The organism is Allobosea sp. OK403 (assembly GCF_900113835.1).
In the GTDB taxonomy this organism is placed as follows: Bacteria; Pseudomonadota; Alphaproteobacteria; order Rhizobiales; family Beijerinckiaceae; genus Allobosea.
Window position 1 is genome coordinate 72,724 of sequence record NZ_FOQV01000017.1, and the last position, 22,178, is coordinate 94,901.

The window sequence follows — 22,178 nt, forward strand, 5'->3', positions numbered from 1 at the left end:
GACTGCATGAACTGGCTGTCCCTGGTGGCGAACCGGCTGATCTGGTTTGTGCCGACCATGCTTGGCCTGCTTGCGATCGTCTTCGTCCTGTCGCGCGTCGTGCCGATCGACCCCGCGCTTCTGGCCGCCGGTGAAAACGCCTCCGCCGAGCAGCTGCAGCAGGTGCGGGAGCGCTTCGGCTTCGACAAGCCGCTGCCAGTGCAGTTCCTGCGCTATGTCGTCGATGTCGCCCAGGGCAATTTCGGCATCAGCCTGTTCACGCAGCAGCCGATCATCCACGACCTCGTCGCGCGCCTGCCGGCAACGCTGGAATTGACGCTCGTGGCGGTGCTGATCGCGGCGCTGGTCGGGATTCCGCTCGGCGTGCTCTGCGGGCTCAACCGCAATTCCTGGATGGACCACATCCTGCGCGTCGTCACGGTGTCGGGGCTCGCCGTCGCCTCGTTCTGGTTTGCGATGCAGCTCCAGTTCCTGTTCTCGATGAAGCTCGGCTGGCTGCCACTCTCGGGGCGGATCGAGGGCTTTCCGCCGACCCCGGTGACGAATCTCATGGTCGTCGACGCCCTGATCGAGGGCGATGGCGAGATGCTGGGCGACGCGTTGCGCCACCTGGCGCTGCCGGCGCTTACATTGGCATTGCCGGCGGCCGCGACGGTGGTGCGCTTCACCCGCAACGGCGTCATCGGCGTGATCAACTCGCCCTCCGTCGCCTATCAGAAGGCGATGGGCTTTCCGCGCCGGGTGATCGTCTGGAAATATGTGCTGCGCATGGCGATGACGGCGACGGTGACGCAGCTCGGCCTGATCTTCGGCATTCTGCTCGCCGGCGCCGTCGTGGTCGAGACGGTGTTCGACTGGCCCGGGCTCGGCGCCTATGCGGTGCGCTCCATCCTGCAATCCGACTACAACGCCGTGATGGGCTTCACGCTTTGCACCGGGGCGCTGTTCGTCTTCATCAACCTGCTGGTCGACCTGCTGCAGGCGGCGATCGACCCGCGCGGGGCCGCCTGATGCCGGCTCTGCTCAAACGCTTCGCGCGCGACAAGGCGGCCCTGCTTGGCGCCGGCCTGCTCGGGCTCCTCGTCATCGCGGCGATCTTCGCGCCATGGCTTGCGCCCCATCCCGGCGACGTCACCGATTTCCACATCGAGCGGCGCCTGCAGGCGCCGGCAGCCGCAGCGCTGTTCGGCACCGACCGGATGGGCAGCGACATTTTCAGCCGCCTGATCTTCGGGGCGCGCATCACCTTGATGCTGGCCGCCATCGCCGTCGGCTCGGCCCTGCTCATCGGCGTCCCGATCGGCCTTGTCGCCGGCTATTATAAGAACTGGGTCAGCGACGCCCTGATGCGCGTCGCCGAAATCTTCCTGGCGGTGCCGCAGATCGTTCTCGCCATCGCCATCGCGCAGACGCTCGGCCCCTCCATCGAGAACGTCATCCTGGCGCTGTCGCTGACCTATTGGCCGTTCTGGGCGCGGCTCGTCTATGCCGAGACGCGCTCGATGCGAAACGAGGTCTTCATCGAATCCGCCGTGGCGCTGGGCGCCTCGCCCTGGCGCGTCATCGTGTTGCACATCCTGCCCAACATCGCCTCGCCGATCATCGTGCGCACCTCGATCGGCATGGGGGCGACGATCCTCACCGCCGCGACGCTCGGCTTCCTGGGCCTCGGCGCTCCGCCGCCGACCCCGGAATGGGGCCGCATGATCGCCGAAAGCCGCGAATATCTGCCCGAGGCCTGGTGGTATGCGCTCGCGCCGGGCATCGCGATCTTCCTGACCGTGCTCGGCTTCAACCTGTTTGGCGACGGCCTGCGCGACATTCTCGACCCGCGCACGCGACGGAGCGTCTGAGGCGATGGCGCCCCTGCTCGACATCGCGAAACTCTCCCTCAGCTTTCGCACCGAGAGCGGGCCGGCGCGCGTGCTCGACCAGATCGACCTCGTCGTGCAGCCCGGCGAGATCGTCGGCCTTGTCGGCGAATCCGGCTGCGGCAAGACCACCTTGGCGCGCGCGATCCTCGGCACCTTGCCCGAGCGCCTGACCGAGATCGGCAGCGGCCATATCCGCCTCGACGGCGTCGACATGCTCCGCGACGACCAGGCCGCCGAGAGCCTGCGCGGCCGGGTCGTGACCTTCGTTCCCCAGGACCCCTTCGCCAGCTTCAACCCGCTGTTCCGCATCAGTGCCCAGATCGGCGACCTGATGCGCTGGAAGACGCCGCGCAGGACGGCCTCGCGCTTCGGCTGGCGCTCGCGCGCGGAGCAGAAGGCCGATGATGAGGCCGTGCTCGCCATGCTGGACACGGTGCAATTGCCGCAGCCGCGCCGCATCCTGGAAAAATATCCCCACGAGCTCTCCGGCGGCCAGCGCCAGCGCGTGATGATCGCGATGGCGCTCCTGCCGGAGCCGCGCCTGATCATCGCCGACGAACCGACCACGGCGCTCGACGTCACCGTCCAGGCGCAGATCCTCGGCCTGCTGCGCCGGCTGGCGGTCGAGCGCGGCGTCTCGGTGCTGTTCACCACCCATGATCTCGGCGCCGCCTGGGAGATCTGCGACCGCGTCGTCGTGATGTATGCCGGGCAGACCGCCGAGATCGCACCCCGCGAGGCCTTCTTCGCCCATCCCCGCCACCCCTATACCCGCATGCTGCTGCAGAGCCTGCCGGAAGAAGGGCGCGATGCGGTCGGCATTCCCGGCGCGGTGCCAAGCCCATTGCAGCCGCCGCCGGGCTGCCGCTTCAACCCGCGCTGCCCGCAAATGACCGGGATTTGCCGCGACGAGCGCCCTGCCCTATCCGGACAGCACGGCGCCCATCAGGTCGCCTGCCATCATCCCGTCGCGATGAGCGAGGTCGCTGGGAATGTCTGACCTCCCGGCGCCGGCCCTGCTCGAGGTCGATCGGCTCGGCCGCCATTTCCCGGTGCGCGGCTTCCTCAACCGCCGCGTCGGCACCTTGCGGGCTCTGGACGATGTCAGCTTTTCGGTCGGGGAAGGCGAGGTGCTCGGCATCGTCGGCGAATCCGGCTGCGGCAAATCCACCCTCGGCAAGACCCTGATGGGCATTCACGAGCCGACCAGCGGCGAGGTCCGCCTGGAGGGCGAGCGTATCGCAGCGCCCGGCCAGAAGCGGGCCGCGGCGGTGCGGGCCAAGCTGCAATATGTCTATCAGGATCCCGGCGCCTCGCTCGATCCGCGCTGGACCTTGCGGCGCTCGCTGCATGAGCCATTGATCATCCACACCGATTGGTCCCGGGCCAAGCGCGAGGAGCACGTCCAGGCGATCGTCAGCGCGGTCGGCCTGCCGCAGGCGCATCTCGACCTCTACCCGCATGAGATCAGTGGCGGCCAGCAGCGCCGTGTCGGCCTGGCCCGTATCCTCGTGCTCGGCCCGCAATTGATCATCTTCGACGAGCCGACCTCGGGCCTCGACGTTTCCGTACAGGCGACGGTGCTGGCGCTGTTTCGCGACCTGCGCGAGGAATTCGGGCTGACCTATCTCTTCATCAGCCACGACCTCGCCGTCGTCCGCTCGATCTGCAACCGCATCGTCGTGATGTATCTGGGCCGCATCGTCGAGATCGGCGACACCGCGGAGGTCTTCCGCGCCCCACGCCACCCCTATACCCGCTCGCTGCTCGCCGCCGCCCCGCGCATCGGCGGGCCGCGCATCACCGAGAGCTTCACCCTGCAAGGCGAGCCGCCGGACCCGTCCAACGTGCCCTCCGGCTGCCGCTTTCGCACGCGCTGCCCGCTTGCGATCGATACATGCGCGACAATCGAGCCGGCTATCGATCTTGAAAACGGCCATGGTGTTGCCTGCCTGCGCTGGCGCGAATACGCCGCGTGATGTCATCGATCACGCAACCCATTCCCATCTCCCCCGACCCGACAGGCTGACCCAAGCGATGTCTTCAGACGAGGTCCAGTCGGCGGCCGACAGCAAGCCTTCCGATGCTCCGCCGCAATGGATCTCGGCGCTCGTGACCATGACCGCCGTCCAGGCGGCGACGGCGTTCCTGTCGCGCATCCCGCCGACGCTCGCGCCGGCTTTCACGGCAGAAAGGGGCTGGTCGGATGCGATCATCGGCTATCTGGCGAGCCTGGGCACGCTCGGCTCGATCATCTTCCTGACGCTCGGCGCTCCGATGCTGCGCCGGCTGGGCTCGGTCCGCGCGCTGCAATGCGGGCTATGCCTCGGCGTCATCGGATTGCTGCTGCTCCTGCCGCCCTTCTGGCCGGCTGCCGCCGCGGCCTCCCTGCTGATCGGGCTCGGCTACGGCCCGTCCTCGCCGGCCGGCAACGATGTGCTGCACCGGACAGCGCCTGTGCGCCACCGCGCGATGATCTTCTCGATCAAGCAGGCCGGCGTGCCGGCGGGCGGCATCGTCGCCGGCCTGATCTTGCCGCCGGTGGTGGAAGCCTTCGGCTGGCGCGCCTCGCTGCTGGTATCGGCTGTTCTGGTCATGCTCGTGCTTCTCGCCGTGCAGCCCATGCGCGAGCGGCTGGACGCAGGCAGGACGCACGACCAGGCGGTGACGGTGCGGGCCTTCCTGTCGCCGGCGAATATCCGGGCGCCGCTTGCGGCGCTGACCAGCTCGACCTCCATCGTCAGGCTCGCCATGGCCGGGGCCTGTCTGGCGCTCGGCCAGGGCATCTGGTTTGCCTATCTGATGACGTTCTCGGTTTCGGCCATGGGGCATGATCTCCGCGCAGCCGGCATCGCCTTCGCGATCATGCAAGCGAGCAGCGTCGTCGGCCGCATGCTGCTCGGCTGGCTGGCGGACCGGCTCGGTTCGCCGCGGCAGCTTCTCGGATTGATGGGTCTGGCCTCCGGCCTGACCTCGCTCGCCATGGCTCTTGCCGGGCCGGAATGGTCCTACGGGCTCTTCTGCATTCTCGCAGCGGTGGCGGGCGTCACCGTGTCGAGCTGGAACGGCGTCCAGTTGTCGGAGGTCGCCCGGGCCTGCCCGGCCCATCTCGTGAGGGAAGCCTCCGCCGGTGCGACCTTGATCATCTTCCTGGGCTATGTCGTCGGCCCATCCGTCTTCGCGGTTCTGCTGATGCTCACGCATCGTTTCGATATCGGCTTCCTCCTCTGCGCCCTCTTCGGCGTCATCTGCTTCGCGATCATGCCGCGTCGCGCTTCGACCGCGCCTGGCGGCCACGACTAGTGCGGTTTTCGATCTGACAGAACCGTCATTGCGAGCGCAGCGAAGCAATCCAGGAGCGGCAGAGTTCTACGTCCTCCTGGATTGCTTCGCTGCGCTCGCAATGACGGGTCCGTTTTTCACTCAGATCCAAAACGGCTCTAGAGCCGGATCGATGCGAAAAACCGGTGCCCAGTTTTTCGCATCCTGCTCTAGGTTGCGGCTCGATCACATTGGAGTTGGCTGCGATGAGGATGGACGTCCTGGGCCTGCAGGCTTTCGTCAGCATTGCCGAACGTGGCAGCTTCCGGGCGGCGGCCTCGCATCTCAATCTGTCGCAGACCGCGCTCAGCCATCGCATCCGCAAGCTCGAGGAGTCGCTCGCAACGCCGCTCCTGCTGCGCACGACCCGGCAGGTCTCGCTCACCCCCGCCGGCCTCGCTTTGCTGCCACGGGCGCGGAAGATCTTCGAGGAGCTCGGCTCCGCGATCGACGAAGTCAGGGCCGATGCGAAGGACAGCGGCGAGCAGGTCGTCATGGGGTGCCTGCCGACGGTGGCGATGCATTGCATGCCAGGTGTGATCGCCGAATTCGAGAAGCGCTATGACGGCTTCCGGGTCAGGGTCCATGACAATTCGGCCTCCGAGATCGCCAGCAAGGTGCAGTCCGGCGAGGCGGAGTTCGGTGTGACCATCGTCGCTGCCAATCGCTGGGACCTTGAGCTCAAGCCGGTGGTCAAGGAGCCCTTCCTCCTCGTCTGCCATCGCAGCATGCCACTCGCCCAGTCCGAATCCCTGACCTGGGCGCAATTACAGGGGCTACCGCTGGTGCGCATCAGCGCCGAGACCGGCAATCGCATCCTGATCGACGATGCGCTCGGATCGCGCCGCGAGACGCTCACCTGGCGCTATGAGGTCCAGCGCGTCATCACCGCCGTCAGCCTGGTTCGCTCGGCCATCGGCTACGCGATCGTGCCGCAGCTCGCACTGGACATCGTCGACGCAGGAGAGCTCGTCGCGATCCCGCTGCGCTCGCCCACGGTCACGCGCACGCTCGGCATCATCACCCGCAAGAACCTGCCGCTGAAGCCCCCCGCCCGATATCTCCTGAAGCTGATCAGCGAGGCCCTCAAGCGCAGCGTCTCGGTGCGGTGACCACAGTCATTGCTGCATGAAAATCATCAATCGCTGCAAAGTGATCATTTGAAGTAAGAATAGCCTGGCCCCAGGCTTGTCGCGGGACATGGAAACGCACAAGCAAGGGGTCGACGGATGGCTGAAGCCACACCGGCAACGATCGCATTCATCGGATTTGGCGAGGTCGGGCAGACCTTTTCGCGCGGCCTGCTCGCCAGCGGCCGTGTGCGCATTCGCGCTTATGACGTGCTGTTCGGATCGGGCGCGGGACAAAAGCTCGAAACGGCTGCGAGCACGATCGGCGTCGCGACGGCGGCATCGCTCGAAGAAGCCTGCGCCGGCGCCGACATCCTGTTCTCGGCCGTGACCGCCGACAAAGCGGAAGCGGTCGCGGCCCAGGCCGCGCCGTGGCTCAAGCCCGGGCAGATTCTCGTCGACGTCAACTCGGCCGCGCCATCGACCAAGCAGCGCGCGGCGAAGGCCGTCGAGGCCGGCGGAGCGGATTATGTCGAGGGCGCCGTCATGGCGCCCGTGCTCAAGCCCGGCATCAAGGTGCCGATCCTGGCCGGCGGTCCGCTGGCCGAGCCGACCTCAGCCTCGCTCAACAGCCTGGGCATGAATCTGACGCCCGTCTCGGAAGTCCATGGCCGCGCCTCGGCGATGAAGCTGTGCCGCAGCATCATGATCAAAGGCCTGGAAGCGCTGATGGTCGATTGCACGGCAGCCAGCGAAGCCTGGGATGTGAAGGACGCGGTCTTTGCGAGCCTCCACGCGACATTCCCCTCGATCGATTTTCACGCGCTCTCCGCCGACATGCGCGAGCGTGTCGCGACGCATGGCGTCCGCCGGGCAGCGGAAATGCGTGAAGCCGCCGAGATGCTCGCCGCGCTCGGACTGGATCCCGAGCTCGCCCGCGCGGTCGCCGACAGCCAGCAGCGAGGTGCCCGCCGCAGCTAGCTCGAAGCCTGACCAACCAACTTAAAAAGCAAGATCAAGAGGGAAACGCACCATGTCGCTCAATCGCCGTTCGCTGCTCGCAGGAGCGAGCCTTTCGATGGTTGCCGCCGCCGCACCGCGCGCTTTCGCGCAGGCCGATACGATCAAGATCGGGCTCATCGCGCCGATGACCGGGCCCTTCACCTCGACGGGGCGCATGCTCGATGCCGGCACGCGGCTTTATATGCGGCAGAAGGGCGAGACCGTCGCCGGCAAGCGCATCCAACTCATCCTGCGCGACGACACCGGCGTCGCCGATGTGACGCGCCGCATCGCCCAGGAGATGGTCGCCAATGACGGCGTCCATGTGCTGGCGGGCTTTGGCCTGACGCCGCTGGCGCTGGCCGTCGCGCCGCTCGCGACGCAGGCGAAGGTGCCCCAGATCGTGATGATGTCGGCGACCTCCGTGGTCACCGAGCGCTCGCCCTTCATCATCCGCACCGCCTTCACCCAGGCGCAGACCACTGTGCCGCTGGCCGAATGGGCCTATGCCAATGGCGTGCGCAAGGTGGTGAGCCTGGTCGCCGACTATGCGCCGGGAATCGATGCGGAAGCCGGCTTCAACAACCGCTTCAAGGCGCTCGGCGGCGACATCGCGCAAACCATCCGCGCGCCGCTCGCCAACCGCGACTTCGCGCCCTTCCTGCAGCGCGCCGCCGACGCCAAGCCCGACGCGCTCTTCGTCTTCGTGCCGACCGGGCTGGGTGCTGCGCTGATGAAGCAGTTCGTCGAGCGCGGCCTCGACAAGGCCGGCATCCGCGTCCTCGGCGAAGGCAGCGTCACCGAGGACGACATCATCACGCAGATGGACGATTCCGTGCTCGGCATGGTGACCTCGCACCACTACTCCGCCGCCCATCCCGGCCCCGAGAACGAAGCCTTCTGCAAGGCTTTCCGGGCGGAGGCCGGCACGCGGCCAAACCACATCGCCGTCCACGCCTATGACGGCATGCACCTGATCTACGAGGCCTTGAAGAAGACCGGCGGCGCGACCGGCGGCGAAGCGCTCGTCGAGGCGATGAAGGGCCTGTCCTGGCAGAGCCCGCGCGGCCCCCTGAGCATCGACCCCGAAACCCGCGAGCCGATCCAGAACATCTACATCCGGCGCGTCGAGCGAGTGAATGGCGAGCTCTTCAATGTCGAGTTCGCGACGGTGCCCAACGTCAAGGATCCCGCGAAGGTCAAGGCCTGAGCGGTCGGCACCGGCACGGGGGGACAGGATCATGATCAACCGACGCAGCGTTCTGGCCGGGCTCGGCCTTGGCGGCTTCTCGGGCTCTGGGCCGCTGATGGCCCAGTCTCCCTGGCCGTCGCAGATCATCAGGCTCGTGGTGCCGTTCACGCCCGGCGGCAGCACGGATGTGCTGGCGCGCCTGATCGCCAACAAGCTCGAGCGCACGATCCCGGGCAAGGGCTTCGTGATCGAGAACCGTCCAGGTGCGGGCGGCATGAACGCCGCCGGCCAGGTCGCAAAGGCAGAAGCCGACGGATACACGCTGATGATGGGCCATATCGGCACGCTGGCCTTCTCGCCCTCGCTCTATCCCAACGTGCCCTACGACCCGGTGAAGGATTTCCAGCCGGTCGCGCTGGTCGCGATGCTGCCCAATGTGCTGGCGATCAATCCCAAGCTCCCGGTGAACAGTTTCCAGGAGTTCGTCGCCTATGCGAAGGCCAATCCCAGCAAGCTGAACTACAGCTCCGGCGGCCAGGGCAGCGCCGCCCATATCGCCGGCGCCTATCTCTGCTTCCGCGCGGGGATCGAGGCGGTGCATGTGCCTTATCGCGGCACCGCCCCCTCCGTGAGCGATCTCGTCGCCGGCTCGGTCGATTTCACGCTGACGGGCGGGCCGGCGGTGCTGCCTCTCGCCGAAGGGGGCCAGTTGAAGGTTCTGGCCGTCGCCAATCGCGACCGCGTCCCCTTCGCCCCGAACCTGCCCACCATCGCGGAGAGCGGCCTGCCCGGTTTCGAGGCGGTCCAGTGGTATGGCGTCGTCGCGCCGCGGCGCACGCCGATGGAGATCGTCACCCGGCTCAATCGCGAAATCAACATCCTGCTCGGCGAACCGGAATTCTCTGCCGCGCTCATTCGCGACGGTGCGATCGCCCGGCCGGAGACGCCCGACGGCTTCGGCAAGCTGATTGCGTCCGAGCTCGTGCTGTGGCGCGACGTCATCACCAAAGCCCACATCACGGCTGGAGGTTGAAGCGATGCAACGCGCGACCCCCTGCATGCTGATCCGCGGCGGCACCTCGAAGGGCGTCTATTTCCTCCGCGATGACCTGCCCACCGACCCAGCCGCGCGCGATGCGTTCCTGCTCGCGGTGATGGGCTCGCCGGACAAGCGCCAGATCGACGGGCTCGGCGGCGCGCATCCGCTGACCAGCAAGGTCGCGATCGTCTCACGCTCGAGCGAACCTGGCTGCGATATCGATTTCCTGTTCGCGCAGGTCGGCATCGAGACGGCCAAGGTCGACACGACGCCGAATTGCGGCAACATCCTCGCCGGCATCGGCCCCTTCGCCATCGCGCGCGGGCTCGTCACTGCTACGGGCGCGTCCACGATCGTGCGGGTCAGGACGCTGAACACCGGTACGATCGCCGATCTGGTGCTGGAGACGGCTGACGGCCAGGCGAATGCTGATGGCGATGCGCGCATCGACGGCGTGCCCGGCACCTCGGCGCCGATCAAGATCAGCTTCCTCGATACCGAAGGCTCGGTCTGCGGCGCCTTGCTTCCGACCGGAAACGCCGTCGACATCGTCGATGGCGTCGAGGTCACGCTGATCGACAACGGTATGCCGGTCATCGTGCTGCGCGCGGCCGATGTCGGGCGCAGCGGCTATGAGCCGCGCGAGGTGCTGGACAAGGACACCGAGCTCAAGGCGCGGCTCGAACGTATTCGCCTCGCTGCCGGTCCCCTAATGAATCTCGGCGATGTCTCGGCGAAGGTCGTGCCCAAGATCGCACTGGTCGCGCCGCCGCGCGAAGGCGGCGCCATCGCGACGCGCAGCTTCATTCCCCATGAATGCCATGCCTCGATCGGTGTTTTTGCGGCCGTCACGGTCGCCACCGCTGCGGCCCTGCCCGGCTCGCCGGCTGCCTCAGTCGTCGCCATGCCGGCGGGGCGCGAACGCTCGATCTCGGTCGAGCATCCGACCGGTGAGTTCACCGTCCACCTGACCATGGGCGGCACTGCGGAGCGGCCGGTCGTCGAGCGGGCCGGATTGCTGCGCACCGCGCGCATCCTGATGGAAGGCACGGCCTTCGTGCCGGCGCGCACCGCCGAGCAGAACACGGGCGGCGCCCTCCGCGCTGCCGAATGAACCCGAGACGAGAGGATTTTCGAGATATGTCGAGCCTGCAGAAGACAGGTCTGGTGATCACGGCTCATCCCGGCGATTTCGTCTGGCGGGCCGGCGGCGCGATCGCGCTCCATGCCAAGCGCGGCTTTCGCGTAAAAATCCTCTGCCTCTCCTATGGCGAGCGCGGCGAGAGCCAGTTCGCCTGGAAGAAGGCGGGCGTGAAGATGGAGGACGTCAAGGCGCAACGCCGCGACGAGGCGGAACGGGCCGCCGCGATCCTCGGCGCCGAGATCGAGTTCATGGATGCTGGCGACTACCCACTGCGCACCACCGAGGCGATGCTCGACCGCGCGATCGACATCTTCCACGAGCTTGGACCGAGCTTCGTGCTGACCCATGCCCTGGAAGACCCCTATAATGTCGACCATCCCGAGGCGACGCGCTTTGCCCAGGAGGCGCGGATCATCGCCCAGGCCGCCGGCCACAAGCCCGATCCGGAGCGGGCCTATGCCGCCCCGCCCCTCTTCCTGTTCGAACCGCACCAGCCCGAGCAGTGCAATTTCAAGCCGGACGTGATCCTCAACATCGACGAGGTCTGGGAGGCGAAGCGCCAGGCCTTCGAGATTCTCGCCGCCCAGAAACATCTCTGGGAATACTACACCCGCGTGGCGCTGAACCGCGGCATGCAGGGCGGGCGCAATTCCGGCAAGGCCATGACCTATGGCGAAGCCTATCAGCGGCTCTTCCCCGAAGCGCTGGAGGCGCTGGCATGACCCCCGTCGTCATTCGCACCAACAAGCGCGCCGCCGCATCCGACATCGCCGCTCTCGCCGAACTCGGCGTCTCCACCAGCCATGAGGCGATGGGGCGCAGCGGGCTGCTGAAGCCCTATATGCGGCCGATCTATCCAGGAGCCTTCATTGCCGGCTCCGCCGTCACCGTGCTGGCGCAGCCCGGCGACAACTGGATGATCCATGTCGCGATCGAGCAGGTGAAGCCGGGCGATGTCCTCGTCGTCGCCTGCACCACCGACAACACCGATGGCATGTTCGGCGACCTGCTTGCGACCTCGCTCAAGGCGCGGGGCGGTATCGGCCTCGTCATCGATGCCGGCGTGCGCGATGTCCGCGTGCTCACCGAAATGGGCTTCCCGGTCTGGTCGCGGGCGATCTCGGCCAAGGGCACGGTCAAGGCGACGCCGGGCAGCGTCAATGTTCCCGTCATCTGCGCCGGCGCGCTCATCCATCCCGGCGATGTGATCGTCGCCGATGATGACGGCGTCGTCGTGGTGCCGCGCTTGGATGCAGCGACCGTCGCTGCCGCCGGGCGCAAGCGCGAGGCGAATGAGGAGGAAAAGCGACGGCGCCTGGCCTCCGGTGAACTCGGCCTCGACATGTATGCGATGCGCGAGGGGCTGGCGAAGGCCGGTCTCGTCTATCGCGACGACCCGGAAGGGTGAGGCCATGCTGACGATCCTGTTTGACGGCGTGGCTTATGGGATGCTGCTGTTCATCCTGGCTTCGGGCCTGGCCGTGACGCTCGGCCTGATGAACTTCGTCAACCTGGCCCATGGCGCCTTCGCCATGGCCGGCGGCTATGTCACGGTCGTGCTGATGCAGCGCTACGATGTGCCCTTCGTCGCGACGCTGCCCTTCGCCTTCCTGGTTCCGGCCGCCATCGGCGCTGTGCTCGAGCGGACGATCTACCGGCCGATGTATGCCAAGAGCCATCTCGACCAGGTGCTGTTCTCGATCGGCCTCGTCTTCATGGTGGTGGCGGCGGTCGACTACGTCATGGGCTCGCAGCAGCAGCTCATCCGCCTGCCGGCCTGGCTGCAGGGCCGCTTCGACATCGCCGGTATCGGCATCGGGCGCTACCGCAGCTTCGTGATCGCGATCTGCATCGTCCTGACCATCGCACTCCAATATGTGCTGGTGCGCACGCGCTTCGGCAGCCGCTTGCGCGCGGCGGTCGACGACCAGCAGGTGGCGCGCGGGCTCGGCGTCAATGTCGGCGTGATCTTCTCGCTGACCTTCGCCGTCGGCTCGGGCCTTGCCGGGCTCGGCGGAGCGCTCGGGGTCGAGATGCTCGGGCTCGACCCGACCTTTCCGCTCAAATTCATGATCTATTTCCTGATCGTCGTGACCGTGGGCGGCCGCTCGAGCCTGATCGGGCCCTTCACCGCTGCGCTGCTGATCGGCATCGTCGATGTCGCCGGCAAATACTATGTGCCCCAGCTCGGCGCCTTCCTGATCTACGCCCTGATGGTCGCGGTGCTGTTCCTGCGCCCGCAAGGCCTGTTCGCGGTGGCGCGATGACCATGGCTCTCGACACGCCGCGTCCGGCGCTAACGGATCTGGTCGGCAAGACCCTGTCGCGGCGGCGACGCTGGAAACTGGGCGAGGTCGTCTTCTGGGGCCTCACGGCCGCTGCCCCCTTCATGCTCCCGCGCGGCATGCTGCTCCTGAACGAGGTCGCGATCCTAGCGCTGTTTGCCTTGTCGCTCGACCTCATCCTCGGCTTCGCCGGCATCGTCTCGCTCGGCCATGCCGCCTTCCTCGGCGCGGGCGCCTATGCGGCCGGGCTCTTCGCCCTGCATGTCAATGCCGATCCGTTGACGGGGCTCGTCGTGGCCGTGCTCGCAGCGGCTCTGCTTGGATTTCTCACGAGCTTCCTCGTCCTGCGCGGCACCGATCTGACACGGCTGATGGTGACGCTGGGCGTTGCCCTGCTGCTGTTCGAACTTGCCAACAGCTTCAGCACGATCACGGGCGGCGCCGATGGCCTGCAGGGCATCAGCATGGGCCCCTTGCTCGGGCTGTTCCCCTTCGATCTGCAGGGGCGGACCGCCTATCTCTATTCGCTGTCGGTCTTGTTCGTCCTGTTCCTGGCGGCGCGGCGGATGATGGCCTCCCCCTTCGGCCTGTCGCTGCGCGCGATCCGCGACAACCCGCTGCGCGCCTCGGCGACAGGCGTCGCGATCAACGGCCGGATCGTGATGGTCTATACGATCGCGGCCGCCTATGCCGGCGCTGCCGGCGCGCTGATGGCCCAGACGACGCAGTTCGTCTCGCTCGACGTATTGGAGTTCCACCGCTCGGCCGATCTGATGCTCGTCGTCATCATCGGCGGCGCCGGCTGGCTCTATGGCGGCATCATCGGCGCGATCCTGTTCAAGGTGCTGCAGGACGCGATTTCGCTGGCGACACCGCAATACTGGCAGTTCTGGATCGGCCTCCTGCTGGTCGTCTTCGTGCTCGGCGGCCGGGAGATCCTCCACGACCTGCTGGCCAGGTCGCGCGCAGCGCTTGCGAAACGCATCTCGCGGAGAGCGCCATGACTGCGCCGGCGCTCCAGACCATCGGGTTAGTCAAGCGTTTCGGCGGGATCGTCGCGACCAATGACGTCTCGCTCACGATCGAGCGCGGCGCCCGCCACGCGCTGATCGGCCCCAACGGCGCCGGCAAGACGACACTCGTCAACCAGCTCACCGGCGTACTCAAGCCCAGCGAAGGCAGGATCCTGCTGGAGGGGCGCGACATCACCACGGCCAAGCCGGAAGCGCGCGTGCGCCTGGGCATGAGCCGGACCTTCCAGATCAACCAGCTCTTCCAGTCGATGACGGCGCTCGACATGCTGCTGCTCGTCCTCTGCGAGCAGAGGAATCTCGGGCTCAAGCTCTGGCAGAAGCTCGATAAGAGCGGCGATCTGGCGCGGGAGGCGGCTGCGATCGCCGAGCGCTTCCGGCTCGATGACGTGATCGGAGAGCCGATCGCGACCTTGCCCTATGGCAAGCAGCGGCAGCTCGAGATCGCGGCCGCCTTCGCCGCCCGGCCGCGCGTGCTCCTGCTCGACGAACCGGCAGCCGGCGTGCCGGAGGCGGAACGGCGCGATCTGCTCGCAACCGTCGCCGATCTTCCCGCCGATGTCAGCGTGCTCCTGATCGAGCACGACATGGACCTCGTCTTCCGCTTCGCGACCCGCATCACCGTGCTCGTCAACGGCACGGTCATCACTGAGGGAACACCGGCCGCCATCGCGACCGATCCCGCCGTGCGCGCGGCCTATCTCGGGGAGAGCCTCGATGCCTGACCTCTTCTCCATCACCGGCCTGTGCGCGGGCTATGGCGAGGCGGCGATCCTGCATGATGTCAGCGTCTCGCTCGGTGAGGGCCGCTCGCTCGCGCTGCTCGGCCGCAACGGCGTCGGCAAGACCAGCCTGATCAACAGCATCGTCGGCATCACCCGCCGGACGGCGGGCGAGATCAATCTCGGCGGCGTTGCGCTGACGCGGCTGAAGCCCGAGCGCCGGGCGCTGGCCGGCATCGGCTGGGTGCCGCAGGAGCGCAACATCTTCCGCTCCCTGACCGTGACCGAGAACCTGACGGCCGTCGCCCTGCCTGGCCCCTGGACGCCGGAGCGCGTCTTCGCGATGTTCCCGCGCCTGGCCGAGCGCAAGCGCAATCTCGGTCACCAGCTGTCCGGCGGCGAGCAGCAGATGCTGGCGATCGGCCGCGCGCTCGTGCTGAACCCGAAGCTTCTCCTGCTCGACGAGCCGACCGAAGGCCTGGCGCCGATCATCGTCGAGGAACTGCTCAGGGCGTTGAAGCGGATCTTCATGGAAGAGAGGATTTCAGGGATCATCGTCGAGCAGCATGCCCAGAAGATCCTCAAGATGACCGACGACGCCATCATCATCGAGCGCGGGCGGGTGGTTCATGCAGCGCCCAGCGCGACGCTGCTCGCCGACCCCGCCACGCTGCAGCGCTATCTCGGCGTCACGCATCAGGCCGGGCCGCCACCGTCCGATCGCGCGGCCTAAGCGCTTCCAATCACAACCACCAGCTCGAACGGGCATGACCCAAAAGCAGGCCGCATCGACGGCCAAAGAATAGCGGGAGCAGACGCCATGAAGCCGGAACCGATCCACGACATCGCCCATCTCGCGCATGTCGAACTCCTGACCGACAAGCCCGAAGCCAGCCTCGACTTCTTCGTCAATGTCTACGGCCTGACCGAAGCCGGCCGCGAGGGCGACAGCGTCTATCTGCGGGCCTGGGACGATTACGAGTTCCACACGCTCAAGCTGACCGCATCGAACACCACCGGCGTCGGCCATATCGGCTACCGCGCCGCGAGCGAGCAGGCTTTGCTGCGGCGGGTCGAAGCGATCGAGGCGCTCGGCGCCGGCATCGGCTGGGTCGAGGGCGATCTCGGCCATGGCCGCGCCTTCCGTTTCCGCGATCCGGACGACCACATCTTCGAGATCTATTTCGACACGCACAAATATGTCGCGCCGCCCGCGGAAAGGCCGGCCCTGAAGAACCAGCCGCAGCGCAACCATGGCCGGGGCTGCGCCGTGCGCCGGCTCGACCATCTCAACCTGCTGGCGCGTGACGTCGCCGCGATCCGGGATTTCCTGCCGAAAGCGCTGGGCAGCCGCGTCACCGAGCAGATCGTGCTCGATTCAGGCGAGGTCGGCGGCTGCTGGTTCACGGTCAACAACAAGAGCTACGACATCGCCTATACGCGCGACCACACCGACAGCCTGGGCCGCTTCCACCATGTCACCTATGCGGTCGACCAGCGCGAGCATGTGCTGGAGGCCGCCGATATCTTTCTCGAGAACGGCGTCTTCATCGAAACCGGGCCGCATAAGCATGCGGTCCAGCAGACCTTCTTCCTCTATGCCTATGAGCCGGCCGGCAACCGTGTCGAGATCGCCAATGCCGGCGCGCGCCTGATCCTCGATCCAGACTGGCAGACCGTGACCTGGACCGAGACCGAGCGGAAGAAGGGGCAGGCCTGGGGACTGAAGACGATCGAGAGCTTCCACACCCATGGCACCCCGCCCGTGCCGACAGCGGGGCATTGATCCGGTCTGTTCGATCTCTGGAACGTCGCCCCGGGATGCCGCGCCCCTGCCTTGTTTGAGTGGCTCTTCCGCAGGCGACAGCGGTTCCACCGAGTGCGGTGGCTCCGGCTGCCTGGCTTTGCTTCGGCGCGAGATGGATCGATGGACGGACAAATCACGGCTGTGCTCGAGGCCTATCATGCACGGATGCAGGAAGAGATCGGGACGAGGCAGGCCGCGTCGCAGGCCGGCCTCAAGGATGCCCTGCGCGATCAGTTCCTGCTTTCCGTGGGGCCGGAGAGCGGGCAACTCATCAACATCCTGGCGCGCAGCCTGAAGGCGCCGAATATCCTCGAACTGGGGACCTCCTATGGCTATTCGACCATCTGGCTGGCCGAAGCGGCGCGCTCGGCCGGCGGGCGGCTGACGACGATGGAGCTGCACGACTACAAGGCAGCCCATGCGCGCGACATGGCGGGACAGGCCGGGCTGGCCGAGCATGTCGACTTCAAGGTCGGCGATGCCGTGCAGATGATCACCGAGCTTTCAGGCGGGATCGATTTCGTGCTGATCGATCTCTGGAAGGAGTTCTACCTGCCGTGCCTGGAGGCGTTCTACCCCAAGCTCAATCCCGGCGCGATCATCGTCGCGGACAACATCATCCGGCCGGGCAAGGATGGCGCCCTGCGCTATGTCGAGGCCGTGCGCGCCAAGCCCGGCATGACCAGCATCCTGCTGCCGGTCGGAGCTGGGCTGGAGGTCAGCCGCTTCGACAGGCCGTAGCCGCCAGGCACGCGTCGATGATCGGGCGACGCGCGGCTGCTCTCAACCTTGGCCCTCAATCCTGCCACTCGAAGCGCAGCGGCGCCTCGCGGAAGGCGAAGCGGTCGAGATGGCTTGCGACGACGCCTTTCAGTGCTGCGAGCTGCTCGGGCACGCTGGCCTCGATGCGGCATGCGAGATTGTCGTCATGGGCCTGCAGGTCGAGCGTGGCGTCGCCGGGCCAATCCGCGCCGCGTACGTCTCGCGGAAAGGTCACGCGCCCCATTTGAGGCGTGAACGTGACCTCGAGATTATGGCTCCAATGCTTGCAAAGCTGCTGGAGATAGCGGCTGCCATTTTCGGTCGGCACGCGCGCGATGCTGGAAACAGTCATGGTCTCTCCTGAGTGGGAGCGGGCGCGATGGGCAGCCCGCCCGGGCTTCCCTCTTCAAAGCCGTTCGATCCGCTGCGCGGCCTCGTCGAGGATCGCGGCGATATCGTGAACGATGGCCTGCTCGGAATCGCTGCCACCGAGACGGCCGCGCAGCGCATGTTTGAGGTTCTCCATGGCGCGGCGAACCGGCCCGCCATCGGTGCGCTCGCGCATGCTGGCGATCGCGGCCAAGCGAGCCATTTGCGACTCGACCTTGTCCGCATTGACGGCAAGATCGGCCTTGCCCGTCTCGGTGACGGCGAAGGCCTTGCGCGCGCCTTCCGAGGCGACTTCGCCGATATGTCCGAGGTCCTGCAGCATCGACAGCGCGGGATAGATGACGCCGGGGCTGGGGACATAGCTGCCACCCGAGGCCTCCTCGATCGCGCGGATCAGGTCGTAGCCATGGCGCGGTTGATCGGCGATCAGCTTGAGTAGGACGAGGCGCAGATCGCCGGAATCGAAGACACGCCTGCGGCCGCCGCCGCGTTCTCCGCGTTCCCGGCCCCATTCATGGCCGAAATGATGGGAATCGCGCGAGCGGTGCTGGGCAAATTCGCGGGAATGCGGATGCCCGCGGCGGTTTCGATGTGAGCGGTGAGTGAAATCCATCTTGAGGTTCTCCATTTTAAGATGCGTCTAAGATATATCGCAGAATATCTGAATTACAAGGGGCTCGTTTCATCACCACCGCCGGACAGCTTGTTCCGATGCTGGCGGGCGGGCGAAGCCCGGCTTGCAGCGCGCGCACCGAGCGCGGAAGAAACCCGAGCGGCAGCGGCTTCCCGCGCGGCAAGGCGGAATGCTATGGGGTGCGAGGTTCGGTCGATGTCGGTTCAGGCTTCCAGCCCGCGCTGAGCGAATCCCTTCGCAGCCGAATGACAATTCCCCGATGGCAAGCGCCAGCAAAAGGCCAGACCCCGCGCCATGGATGACGATGCCGCCCCGTCTTCGCGCGAGCGCCAGCCGCTGGTCCTGATCCCCGGCCTCCTCAACGACGCCGATCTCTGGCGCGATCAGGTTTCTGCGCTCGGCGATGTCGCCGCATGCCAGGTGGCGGATATTTCCCAGGGCGAGACGCTGGAGGCTCTGGCCGAGAGCGTGCTGGCGACGGCGCCGTCGCGCTTCGCGCTGGCCGGATTTTCGATGGGTGGCTATGTCGCCCAGGAGATCATGCGCCGCGCGCCCGACCGGATCGTCCGGCTTGCGCTGCTCGACACCTCGCTGCGCGCAGACACGCCCGAGCGCCTCGCATCGCGACGCGCCCTCGACAAGACCGCGGTCCTGCCGGGCAAGTTCCACGGTTTCGGCGACCGGCTGCTGGGAGCCTATCTCGCTCCCTCGCATCTGAAGGACGAGGTGATCATCGGCCGCATCCGGGCCATGACCGCAAGGCTCGGCGCGGAAACTTTTCTGCGGCAGAACGGGATCGAGCGGAAGGACGGCATCGCCGTGCTGCGCACGCTGTCATGCCCGCTCCTGATCCTGTGCGGCGAGCACGACAGCCTGACGCCGGTCGCGGATCATCGGGCCATGGCGACGCTGGCTCCGCATGCGACGCTCGTCATCGTTCCCGATAGCGGCCATATGACGCCGCTGGAAAACCCGAAAGCGGTGACGCAGGCCTTGCGGAGCTGGCTGGAGGTGCCGGTCGCTTAGAGCGGTTTTCGATCCAATTGGGCTGCGTGACCAAGCGAGCGGCAGCTCATTCCGGCTGGATGCCGGCGGCCTTGACGATATCGGCCCATTTCTTGATCTCGGTTCCGACGAAGGCCCTGAGCTCCTGGGATGTGCTGGTCTCCGGCTCGATGCCAGCGGCGAGCAGCTTCTCCTGCGTGGCCTTGTCGTTGATCGCGGCCACGAGCGCCTGGCGCAGCTTGTCGATGACCGGCTGCGGCGTCTTCGCGGGAACGAAGGCCGCAAACCAGGCGGCGAGGTCGTATCCGGCGACGCCAGACTCCGCCATCGTCGGCAGCTCGGGCGCCAGGGCGCTGCGCTTGGCCGTGGAAACGCCGAGGCCGTTCACCTTGCCGGCCTTGATCTGGGGCAGCGTCGTCGAGATGTCGGCGAAGACGATGTTGATCTGGCCGCCGAGAAGATCGGTGATCGCCTGCGGATTGCTGCGATAGGGCACATAGGTGAGATCGATGCCGCCAAGCGTCCTGAGCATCTCGCCGGCGATCCGCGACGAGCTCGACCCCGCCCCGAAAGTGAGCTTGCCGGGATTGGCCTTGGCATGGGCGATCAGCTCCTGCACGGTCTTGGCCGGCACCGATGGGTTGGTCGCCAGCGCAAGCGTGATGGTGCCGAGCTTGGTCACAGGCTCGAAGCTCTTCTCCGCGTCATAGGGCACGGTCTTCAACAGGCTCTGGTTGGCGCCATGCGTCGTGTTCGTCGTGATCAGCACGGTGTGGCCGTCGGGCTCGGCCCCCGCCACGGTCTGGGCCGCGAGGATGCCGTTTGCGCCACCCTTGTTCTCGACGATGATCGGTCGACCCAACGTCTTCGATGCGTGGTCGCCGAGGATGCGCGCCAGCACGTCGGTCGCGCTGCCGGCCGCGAAAGGCACGATGAATTTGATGTTCTGCGTCGGATAGCCCTGCGCCGAGGCAGGCAGGCCTGCCAGCAAGGCGCCGCCGAGCGCCAGGACGGCCAAGCTCCAGCTCTTCGATGTCATGGTCGTTTTCTCCGAGAGGTTTAGAGCAATTTCCGATCCGCTTGGATCAGAAATTGCTCTATGTCTTTGTTGTAACGCGTTTTCTTCACGCGAACCGGTATCCACTTCGCTCGAAAACGCTTTAGTGATCGCCGTCTTGTCGCGGCGTCGTGCGGGAAGGGCTTTCGTCGGGGATGTCGAGGTCGAGCAGGGCCGAGCTCAGGCCCTTGCCATGCGTGTCGAGGGCGAGCGAACGGGTCACGCCGCCACTGAGGGCCTGGCGCAGGACGAAGTTGAGGGCACTGATGCTGGGAATCTCGTATCGCACCACCTCGCCGGCCACGAGCTCGCCGAAATGCGCCTTGACGCGCTCGGCCGTGACATGGCGCAGCAGCAGGGCATAGTCGGCGGCCTCATAAGCGATCACCGAGATGCTCGAGGTGTTGCCCTTGTCGCCGGTGCGGGAATGAGCAATTTCGCGCAGCTTCATCTCAGCTCTCGACATAATGGATGGCTGTCGCGACGCGCTCGCGCGGGATCAGGGTCGAGAGAATGCCCACCACCTCGCGGGCGGATTTCGTGACGCCGCCCCCGCCCGCCGGGCCGTTGGTGTAGAGCGTCTCGACCTCGTTGCCGATGCGCAGGGCCTCAATGAGGCTGTCAGTTCGTCCCGCGACGCGAACGCGCACTTCATAGGGTTCATGACCACCGCCATGGCTCGAGAGCCTGTCGCCATGCAGCGCATTCGCGCCGATCAGGTCGAAGCGCAATTCGCTCGTGCGCACCCCGGTCAGCGCCAAGCGCTCACGGACGATCTCCAGCGCCAGAGCACCGCGCGCCCGCGCGCCGGGACCCGCATAGGAGATCTGGCCTTCGCCGACGAAGCCTTCGATCGTCCCGAGCGAGACTTTCAGCGTCCCGGTCCTGGGATGGCCGGAGGCACCCTCGACGCGGACACGATCGAAGCCGATCTCCTCGACCGTGACGTTCGAGAAATCGGCCACGACATCCGGCGTGAGATAGCGCGCCGGATCGTGGATCTCGTAGAGGATCTGCTCCTTGCAGGTGGCGGGCGTGACCTGCCCGCCGGAGCCCGCGACCTTGGTGACGACGACCGAGCCATCCTCCCCGACCTCGGCGATGGGGAAGCCGAGCCGGGCGAGATCGGGCACGGATTTGTAGCCGGGATCGGCGAAGTATCCCCCCGTGACCTGGCCCGCACATTCCAGGAGATGCCCGATCAGCGTGGCCTGGCCGAGCCGGTGCCAATCATCCATGGCCCAGCCGAGGGCATGCACGAGCGGGCCGACGAACAGGGACGGGTCGGCCGCACGGCCAGTGATGACGATGTCGGCTCCATCAGCCAGAGCCTCTGCGATGGCTTGCGCTCCGGTATAGGCATTCGCCGAAATCAGGTTGCCGCCGAGATCGGCAACGGAGGCGCCGGTCTCGTCGATGCGATAATCGCCTGTTGCCACGGACGACAGGACATCGTCGCCCGTCACGGCCGCGATCTTCAACCCGTGCAGGCCGAGTTCGCCGGCGATGGCCCCGATGCGCTCCGCGCCGGCGACGGGGTTTGCCGCGCCCATATTGGTGACGATGCGTGTACCGGCCTGCCGGCACGGCCGCAGCACCGCCCGAAACCGCTCCGCCAGCAGCGGGTCATAACCGGCTTTCGGGTCCTTGAGCTTCGCCTGTTGGGCCAGCGCGATGGTGCGCTCCGCCAGGCACTCGAAGACCAGATAATCGAGCCCGCCTTTTTCGGCGAGCTCGATCGCCGGCTCGATCCTGTCGCCGGAATAGCCCGCGCCTGCGCCGATCCGAACCTGCTTCACCACCGCCTCCGAAAACCAGCGGCATAGGAGCATCAGCGGATTGA

At 66.7% G+C, this 22,178-nt stretch carries 24 protein-coding genes; 19 read left to right on the forward strand and 5 right to left on the reverse strand.

Annotated features, from left to right (window positions below; translation table 11 throughout):
• The first annotated feature begins 6 nt into the window (after nucleotides 1-6).
• The 18 genes from BMZ97_RS29330 (at nucleotide 7) to BMZ97_RS29415 (ending at nucleotide 17,228) form a co-directional block, all read left to right on the forward strand.
• On the forward strand, nucleotides 7-1,011 hold the full coding sequence (locus BMZ97_RS29330) for an ABC transporter permease (RefSeq protein ID WP_092178138.1): 1,005 nt from the start codon (nucleotides 7-9) through the stop codon (nucleotides 1,009-1,011).
• Nucleotides 1,011-1,853: an ABC transporter permease gene (locus BMZ97_RS29335; RefSeq protein ID WP_092178140.1), complete on the forward strand. Its 843-nt coding sequence runs from the start codon at nucleotides 1,011-1,013 to the stop codon at nucleotides 1,851-1,853. The genes BMZ97_RS29330 and BMZ97_RS29335 overlap by 1 nt, the downstream gene beginning before the upstream one ends.
• A 4-nt stretch (nucleotides 1,854-1,857) precedes the next feature.
• On the forward strand, nucleotides 1,858-2,874 hold the full coding sequence (locus BMZ97_RS29340) for an ABC transporter ATP-binding protein (protein WP_092178142.1): 1,017 nt from the start codon (nucleotides 1,858-1,860) through the stop codon (nucleotides 2,872-2,874).
• Nucleotides 2,867-3,853: an ABC transporter ATP-binding protein gene (locus BMZ97_RS29345; protein ID WP_092178144.1), complete on the forward strand. Its 987-nt coding sequence runs from the start codon at nucleotides 2,867-2,869 to the stop codon at nucleotides 3,851-3,853. Before BMZ97_RS29340 ends, BMZ97_RS29345 begins: the two co-directional genes overlap by 8 nt.
• Before the next feature lie 58 nt (nucleotides 3,854-3,911).
• Complete coding sequence (locus BMZ97_RS29350) at nucleotides 3,912-5,177, forward strand: MFS transporter (RefSeq protein ID WP_175525794.1); 1,266 nt, start codon at nucleotides 3,912-3,914, stop codon at nucleotides 5,175-5,177.
• A 224-nt stretch (nucleotides 5,178-5,401) separates the two neighbouring features.
• Nucleotides 5,402-6,307, forward strand: coding sequence for a LysR family transcriptional regulator (locus BMZ97_RS29355; RefSeq protein ID WP_092178148.1), 906 nt, complete (start codon nucleotides 5,402-5,404; stop codon nucleotides 6,305-6,307).
• Between the two features lie 117 nt (nucleotides 6,308-6,424).
• A complete protein-coding gene (locus BMZ97_RS29360) occupies nucleotides 6,425-7,246 on the forward strand; it encodes an NAD(P)-dependent oxidoreductase (RefSeq protein WP_092178150.1) in 822 nt (273 codons plus the stop codon).
• 52 nt (nucleotides 7,247-7,298) lie between these two features.
• Nucleotides 7,299-8,477 carry an ABC transporter substrate-binding protein gene (locus BMZ97_RS29365; protein WP_092178152.1) on the forward strand — a complete coding sequence of 393 codons (1,179 nt, stop codon included), beginning with the start codon at nucleotides 7,299-7,301 and terminating at the stop codon, nucleotides 8,475-8,477.
• A 31-nt stretch (nucleotides 8,478-8,508) separates the two neighbouring features.
• Nucleotides 8,509-9,492 (forward strand): Bug family tripartite tricarboxylate transporter substrate binding protein, encoded by a 984-nt coding sequence (locus BMZ97_RS29370; RefSeq protein WP_175525795.1) that lies wholly within the window; start codon nucleotides 8,509-8,511, stop codon nucleotides 9,490-9,492.
• A 4-nt stretch (nucleotides 9,493-9,496) separates the two neighbouring features.
• Nucleotides 9,497-10,612 carry a 4-oxalomesaconate tautomerase gene (locus BMZ97_RS29375; protein WP_092178156.1) on the forward strand — a complete coding sequence of 372 codons (1,116 nt, stop codon included), beginning with the start codon at nucleotides 9,497-9,499 and terminating at the stop codon, nucleotides 10,610-10,612.
• A 26-nt stretch (nucleotides 10,613-10,638) separates the two neighbouring features.
• On the forward strand, nucleotides 10,639-11,364 hold the full coding sequence (locus BMZ97_RS29380) for a PIG-L deacetylase family protein (RefSeq protein ID WP_092178158.1): 726 nt from the start codon (nucleotides 10,639-10,641) through the stop codon (nucleotides 11,362-11,364).
• Complete coding sequence (locus BMZ97_RS29385; protein ID WP_092178160.1) at nucleotides 11,361-12,050, forward strand: 4-carboxy-4-hydroxy-2-oxoadipate aldolase/oxaloacetate decarboxylase; 690 nt, start codon at nucleotides 11,361-11,363, stop codon at nucleotides 12,048-12,050. Before BMZ97_RS29380 ends, BMZ97_RS29385 begins: the two co-directional genes overlap by 4 nt.
• Before the next feature lie 4 nt (nucleotides 12,051-12,054).
• Complete coding sequence (locus BMZ97_RS29390) at nucleotides 12,055-12,909, forward strand: branched-chain amino acid ABC transporter permease (RefSeq protein ID WP_092178162.1); 855 nt, start codon at nucleotides 12,055-12,057, stop codon at nucleotides 12,907-12,909.
• 2 nt (nucleotides 12,910-12,911) lie between these two features.
• A complete protein-coding gene (locus BMZ97_RS29395; protein ID WP_092178164.1) occupies nucleotides 12,912-13,931 on the forward strand; it encodes a branched-chain amino acid ABC transporter permease in 1,020 nt (339 codons plus the stop codon).
• On the forward strand, nucleotides 13,928-14,683 hold the full coding sequence (locus BMZ97_RS29400; protein WP_092178166.1) for an ABC transporter ATP-binding protein: 756 nt from the start codon (nucleotides 13,928-13,930) through the stop codon (nucleotides 14,681-14,683). Before BMZ97_RS29395 ends, BMZ97_RS29400 begins: the two co-directional genes overlap by 4 nt.
• Nucleotides 14,676-15,413: an ABC transporter ATP-binding protein gene (locus BMZ97_RS29405; protein ID WP_092178168.1), complete on the forward strand. Its 738-nt coding sequence runs from the start codon at nucleotides 14,676-14,678 to the stop codon at nucleotides 15,411-15,413. Before BMZ97_RS29400 ends, BMZ97_RS29405 begins: the two co-directional genes overlap by 8 nt.
• 87 nt (nucleotides 15,414-15,500) lie before the next feature.
• Entirely contained in the window at nucleotides 15,501-16,466 is a 966-nt protein-coding gene (locus tag BMZ97_RS29410; RefSeq protein ID WP_092178170.1) for a catechol 2,3-dioxygenase, read from the forward strand.
• 141 nt (nucleotides 16,467-16,607) lie between these two features.
• The gene (locus tag BMZ97_RS29415) at nucleotides 16,608-17,228 is read left to right on the forward strand and encodes an O-methyltransferase (RefSeq protein ID WP_092178172.1); all 621 of its coding nucleotides are present in this window, start codon (nucleotides 16,608-16,610) and stop codon (nucleotides 17,226-17,228) included.
• 55 nt (nucleotides 17,229-17,283) lie between these two features.
• On the opposite strand, the gene BMZ97_RS29420 is transcribed toward BMZ97_RS29415, so the two are convergent.
• Both BMZ97_RS29420 and BMZ97_RS29425 read right to left on the reverse strand, forming a co-directional pair.
• Nucleotides 17,284-17,601 (reverse strand): DUF2218 domain-containing protein, encoded by a 318-nt coding sequence (locus BMZ97_RS29420; protein WP_092178174.1) that lies wholly within the window; start codon nucleotides 17,599-17,601, stop codon nucleotides 17,284-17,286.
• A gap of 54 nt (nucleotides 17,602-17,655) precedes the next feature.
• Complete coding sequence (locus BMZ97_RS29425) at nucleotides 17,656-18,252, reverse strand: PadR family transcriptional regulator (RefSeq protein ID WP_092178239.1); 597 nt, start codon at nucleotides 18,250-18,252, stop codon at nucleotides 17,656-17,658.
• A gap of 315 nt (nucleotides 18,253-18,567) precedes the next feature.
• Between BMZ97_RS29425 and BMZ97_RS29430 the strand changes: the two genes are divergently transcribed.
• Nucleotides 18,568-19,299: an alpha/beta fold hydrolase gene (locus BMZ97_RS29430; RefSeq protein WP_092178176.1), complete on the forward strand. Its 732-nt coding sequence runs from the start codon at nucleotides 18,568-18,570 to the stop codon at nucleotides 19,297-19,299.
• Between the two features lie 46 nt (nucleotides 19,300-19,345).
• Here the strand turns inward: BMZ97_RS29430 and BMZ97_RS29435 are convergent, their stop codons facing one another.
• From BMZ97_RS29435 to BMZ97_RS29445, 3 genes are all read right to left on the reverse strand, one after another.
• Nucleotides 19,346-20,317: a Bug family tripartite tricarboxylate transporter substrate binding protein gene (locus tag BMZ97_RS29435; protein WP_092178178.1), complete on the reverse strand. Its 972-nt coding sequence runs from the start codon at nucleotides 20,315-20,317 to the stop codon at nucleotides 19,346-19,348.
• Nucleotides 20,318-20,438: 121 nt separating this feature from the next.
• Nucleotides 20,439-20,786 carry an AtuA-related protein gene (locus BMZ97_RS29440; protein WP_092178180.1) on the reverse strand — a complete coding sequence of 116 codons (348 nt, stop codon included), beginning with the start codon at nucleotides 20,784-20,786 and terminating at the stop codon, nucleotides 20,439-20,441.
• Nucleotide 20,787: 1 nt separating this feature from the next.
• A complete protein-coding gene (locus tag BMZ97_RS29445; protein ID WP_092178241.1) occupies nucleotides 20,788-22,134 on the reverse strand; it encodes an acyclic terpene utilization AtuA family protein in 1,347 nt (448 codons plus the stop codon).
• Between the last annotated feature and the right edge of the window lie 44 nt (nucleotides 22,135-22,178).

What these genes read in the sequence shown, in the direction of transcription:
- BMZ97_RS29435 (WP_092178178.1), bottom strand. Translation starts at nt 20,317, where the DNA reads ATGACATCGAAGAGCTGGAGCTTGGCCGTCCTGGCGCTCGGCGGCGCC.
- BMZ97_RS29380 (WP_092178158.1), top strand. Translation starts at nt 10,639, where the DNA reads ATGTCGAGCCTGCAGAAGACAGGTCTGGTGATCACGGCTCATCCCGGC.
- BMZ97_RS29365 (WP_092178152.1), top strand. Translation starts at nt 7,299, where the DNA reads ATGTCGCTCAATCGCCGTTCGCTGCTCGCAGGAGCGAGCCTTTCGATG.
- BMZ97_RS29340 (WP_092178142.1), top strand. Translation starts at nt 1,858, where the DNA reads ATGGCGCCCCTGCTCGACATCGCGAAACTCTCCCTCAGCTTTCGCACC.
- BMZ97_RS29395 (WP_092178164.1), top strand. Translation starts at nt 12,912, where the DNA reads ATGGCTCTCGACACGCCGCGTCCGGCGCTAACGGATCTGGTCGGCAAG.
- BMZ97_RS29405 (WP_092178168.1), top strand. Translation starts at nt 14,676, where the DNA reads ATGCCTGACCTCTTCTCCATCACCGGCCTGTGCGCGGGCTATGGCGAG.
- BMZ97_RS29390 (WP_092178162.1), top strand. Translation starts at nt 12,055, where the DNA reads ATGCTGACGATCCTGTTTGACGGCGTGGCTTATGGGATGCTGCTGTTC.
- BMZ97_RS29375 (WP_092178156.1), top strand. Translation starts at nt 9,497, where the DNA reads ATGCAACGCGCGACCCCCTGCATGCTGATCCGCGGCGGCACCTCGAAG.
- BMZ97_RS29360 (WP_092178150.1), top strand. Translation starts at nt 6,425, where the DNA reads ATGGCTGAAGCCACACCGGCAACGATCGCATTCATCGGATTTGGCGAG.
- BMZ97_RS29330 (WP_092178138.1), top strand. Translation starts at nt 7, where the DNA reads ATGAACTGGCTGTCCCTGGTGGCGAACCGGCTGATCTGGTTTGTGCCG.
- BMZ97_RS29355 (WP_092178148.1), top strand. Translation starts at nt 5,402, where the DNA reads ATGAGGATGGACGTCCTGGGCCTGCAGGCTTTCGTCAGCATTGCCGAA.
- BMZ97_RS29370 (WP_175525795.1), top strand. Translation starts at nt 8,509, where the DNA reads ATGATCAACCGACGCAGCGTTCTGGCCGGGCTCGGCCTTGGCGGCTTC.
- BMZ97_RS29415 (WP_092178172.1), top strand. Translation starts at nt 16,608, where the DNA reads ATGGACGGACAAATCACGGCTGTGCTCGAGGCCTATCATGCACGGATG.
- BMZ97_RS29400 (WP_092178166.1), top strand. Translation starts at nt 13,928, where the DNA reads ATGACTGCGCCGGCGCTCCAGACCATCGGGTTAGTCAAGCGTTTCGGC.
- BMZ97_RS29350 (WP_175525794.1), top strand. Translation starts at nt 3,912, where the DNA reads ATGTCTTCAGACGAGGTCCAGTCGGCGGCCGACAGCAAGCCTTCCGAT.
- BMZ97_RS29420 (WP_092178174.1), bottom strand. Translation starts at nt 17,601, where the DNA reads ATGACTGTTTCCAGCATCGCGCGCGTGCCGACCGAAAATGGCAGCCGC.
- BMZ97_RS29425 (WP_092178239.1), bottom strand. Translation starts at nt 18,252, where the DNA reads ATGGATTTCACTCACCGCTCACATCGAAACCGCCGCGGGCATCCGCAT.
- BMZ97_RS29345 (WP_092178144.1), top strand. Translation starts at nt 2,867, where the DNA reads ATGTCTGACCTCCCGGCGCCGGCCCTGCTCGAGGTCGATCGGCTCGGC.
- BMZ97_RS29335 (WP_092178140.1), top strand. Translation starts at nt 1,011, where the DNA reads ATGCCGGCTCTGCTCAAACGCTTCGCGCGCGACAAGGCGGCCCTGCTT.
- BMZ97_RS29440 (WP_092178180.1), bottom strand. Translation starts at nt 20,786, where the DNA reads ATGAAGCTGCGCGAAATTGCTCATTCCCGCACCGGCGACAAGGGCAAC.
- BMZ97_RS29430 (WP_092178176.1), top strand. Translation starts at nt 18,568, where the DNA reads ATGGATGACGATGCCGCCCCGTCTTCGCGCGAGCGCCAGCCGCTGGTC.
- BMZ97_RS29385 (WP_092178160.1), top strand. Translation starts at nt 11,361, where the DNA reads ATGACCCCCGTCGTCATTCGCACCAACAAGCGCGCCGCCGCATCCGAC.
- BMZ97_RS29410 (WP_092178170.1), top strand. Translation starts at nt 15,501, where the DNA reads ATGAAGCCGGAACCGATCCACGACATCGCCCATCTCGCGCATGTCGAA.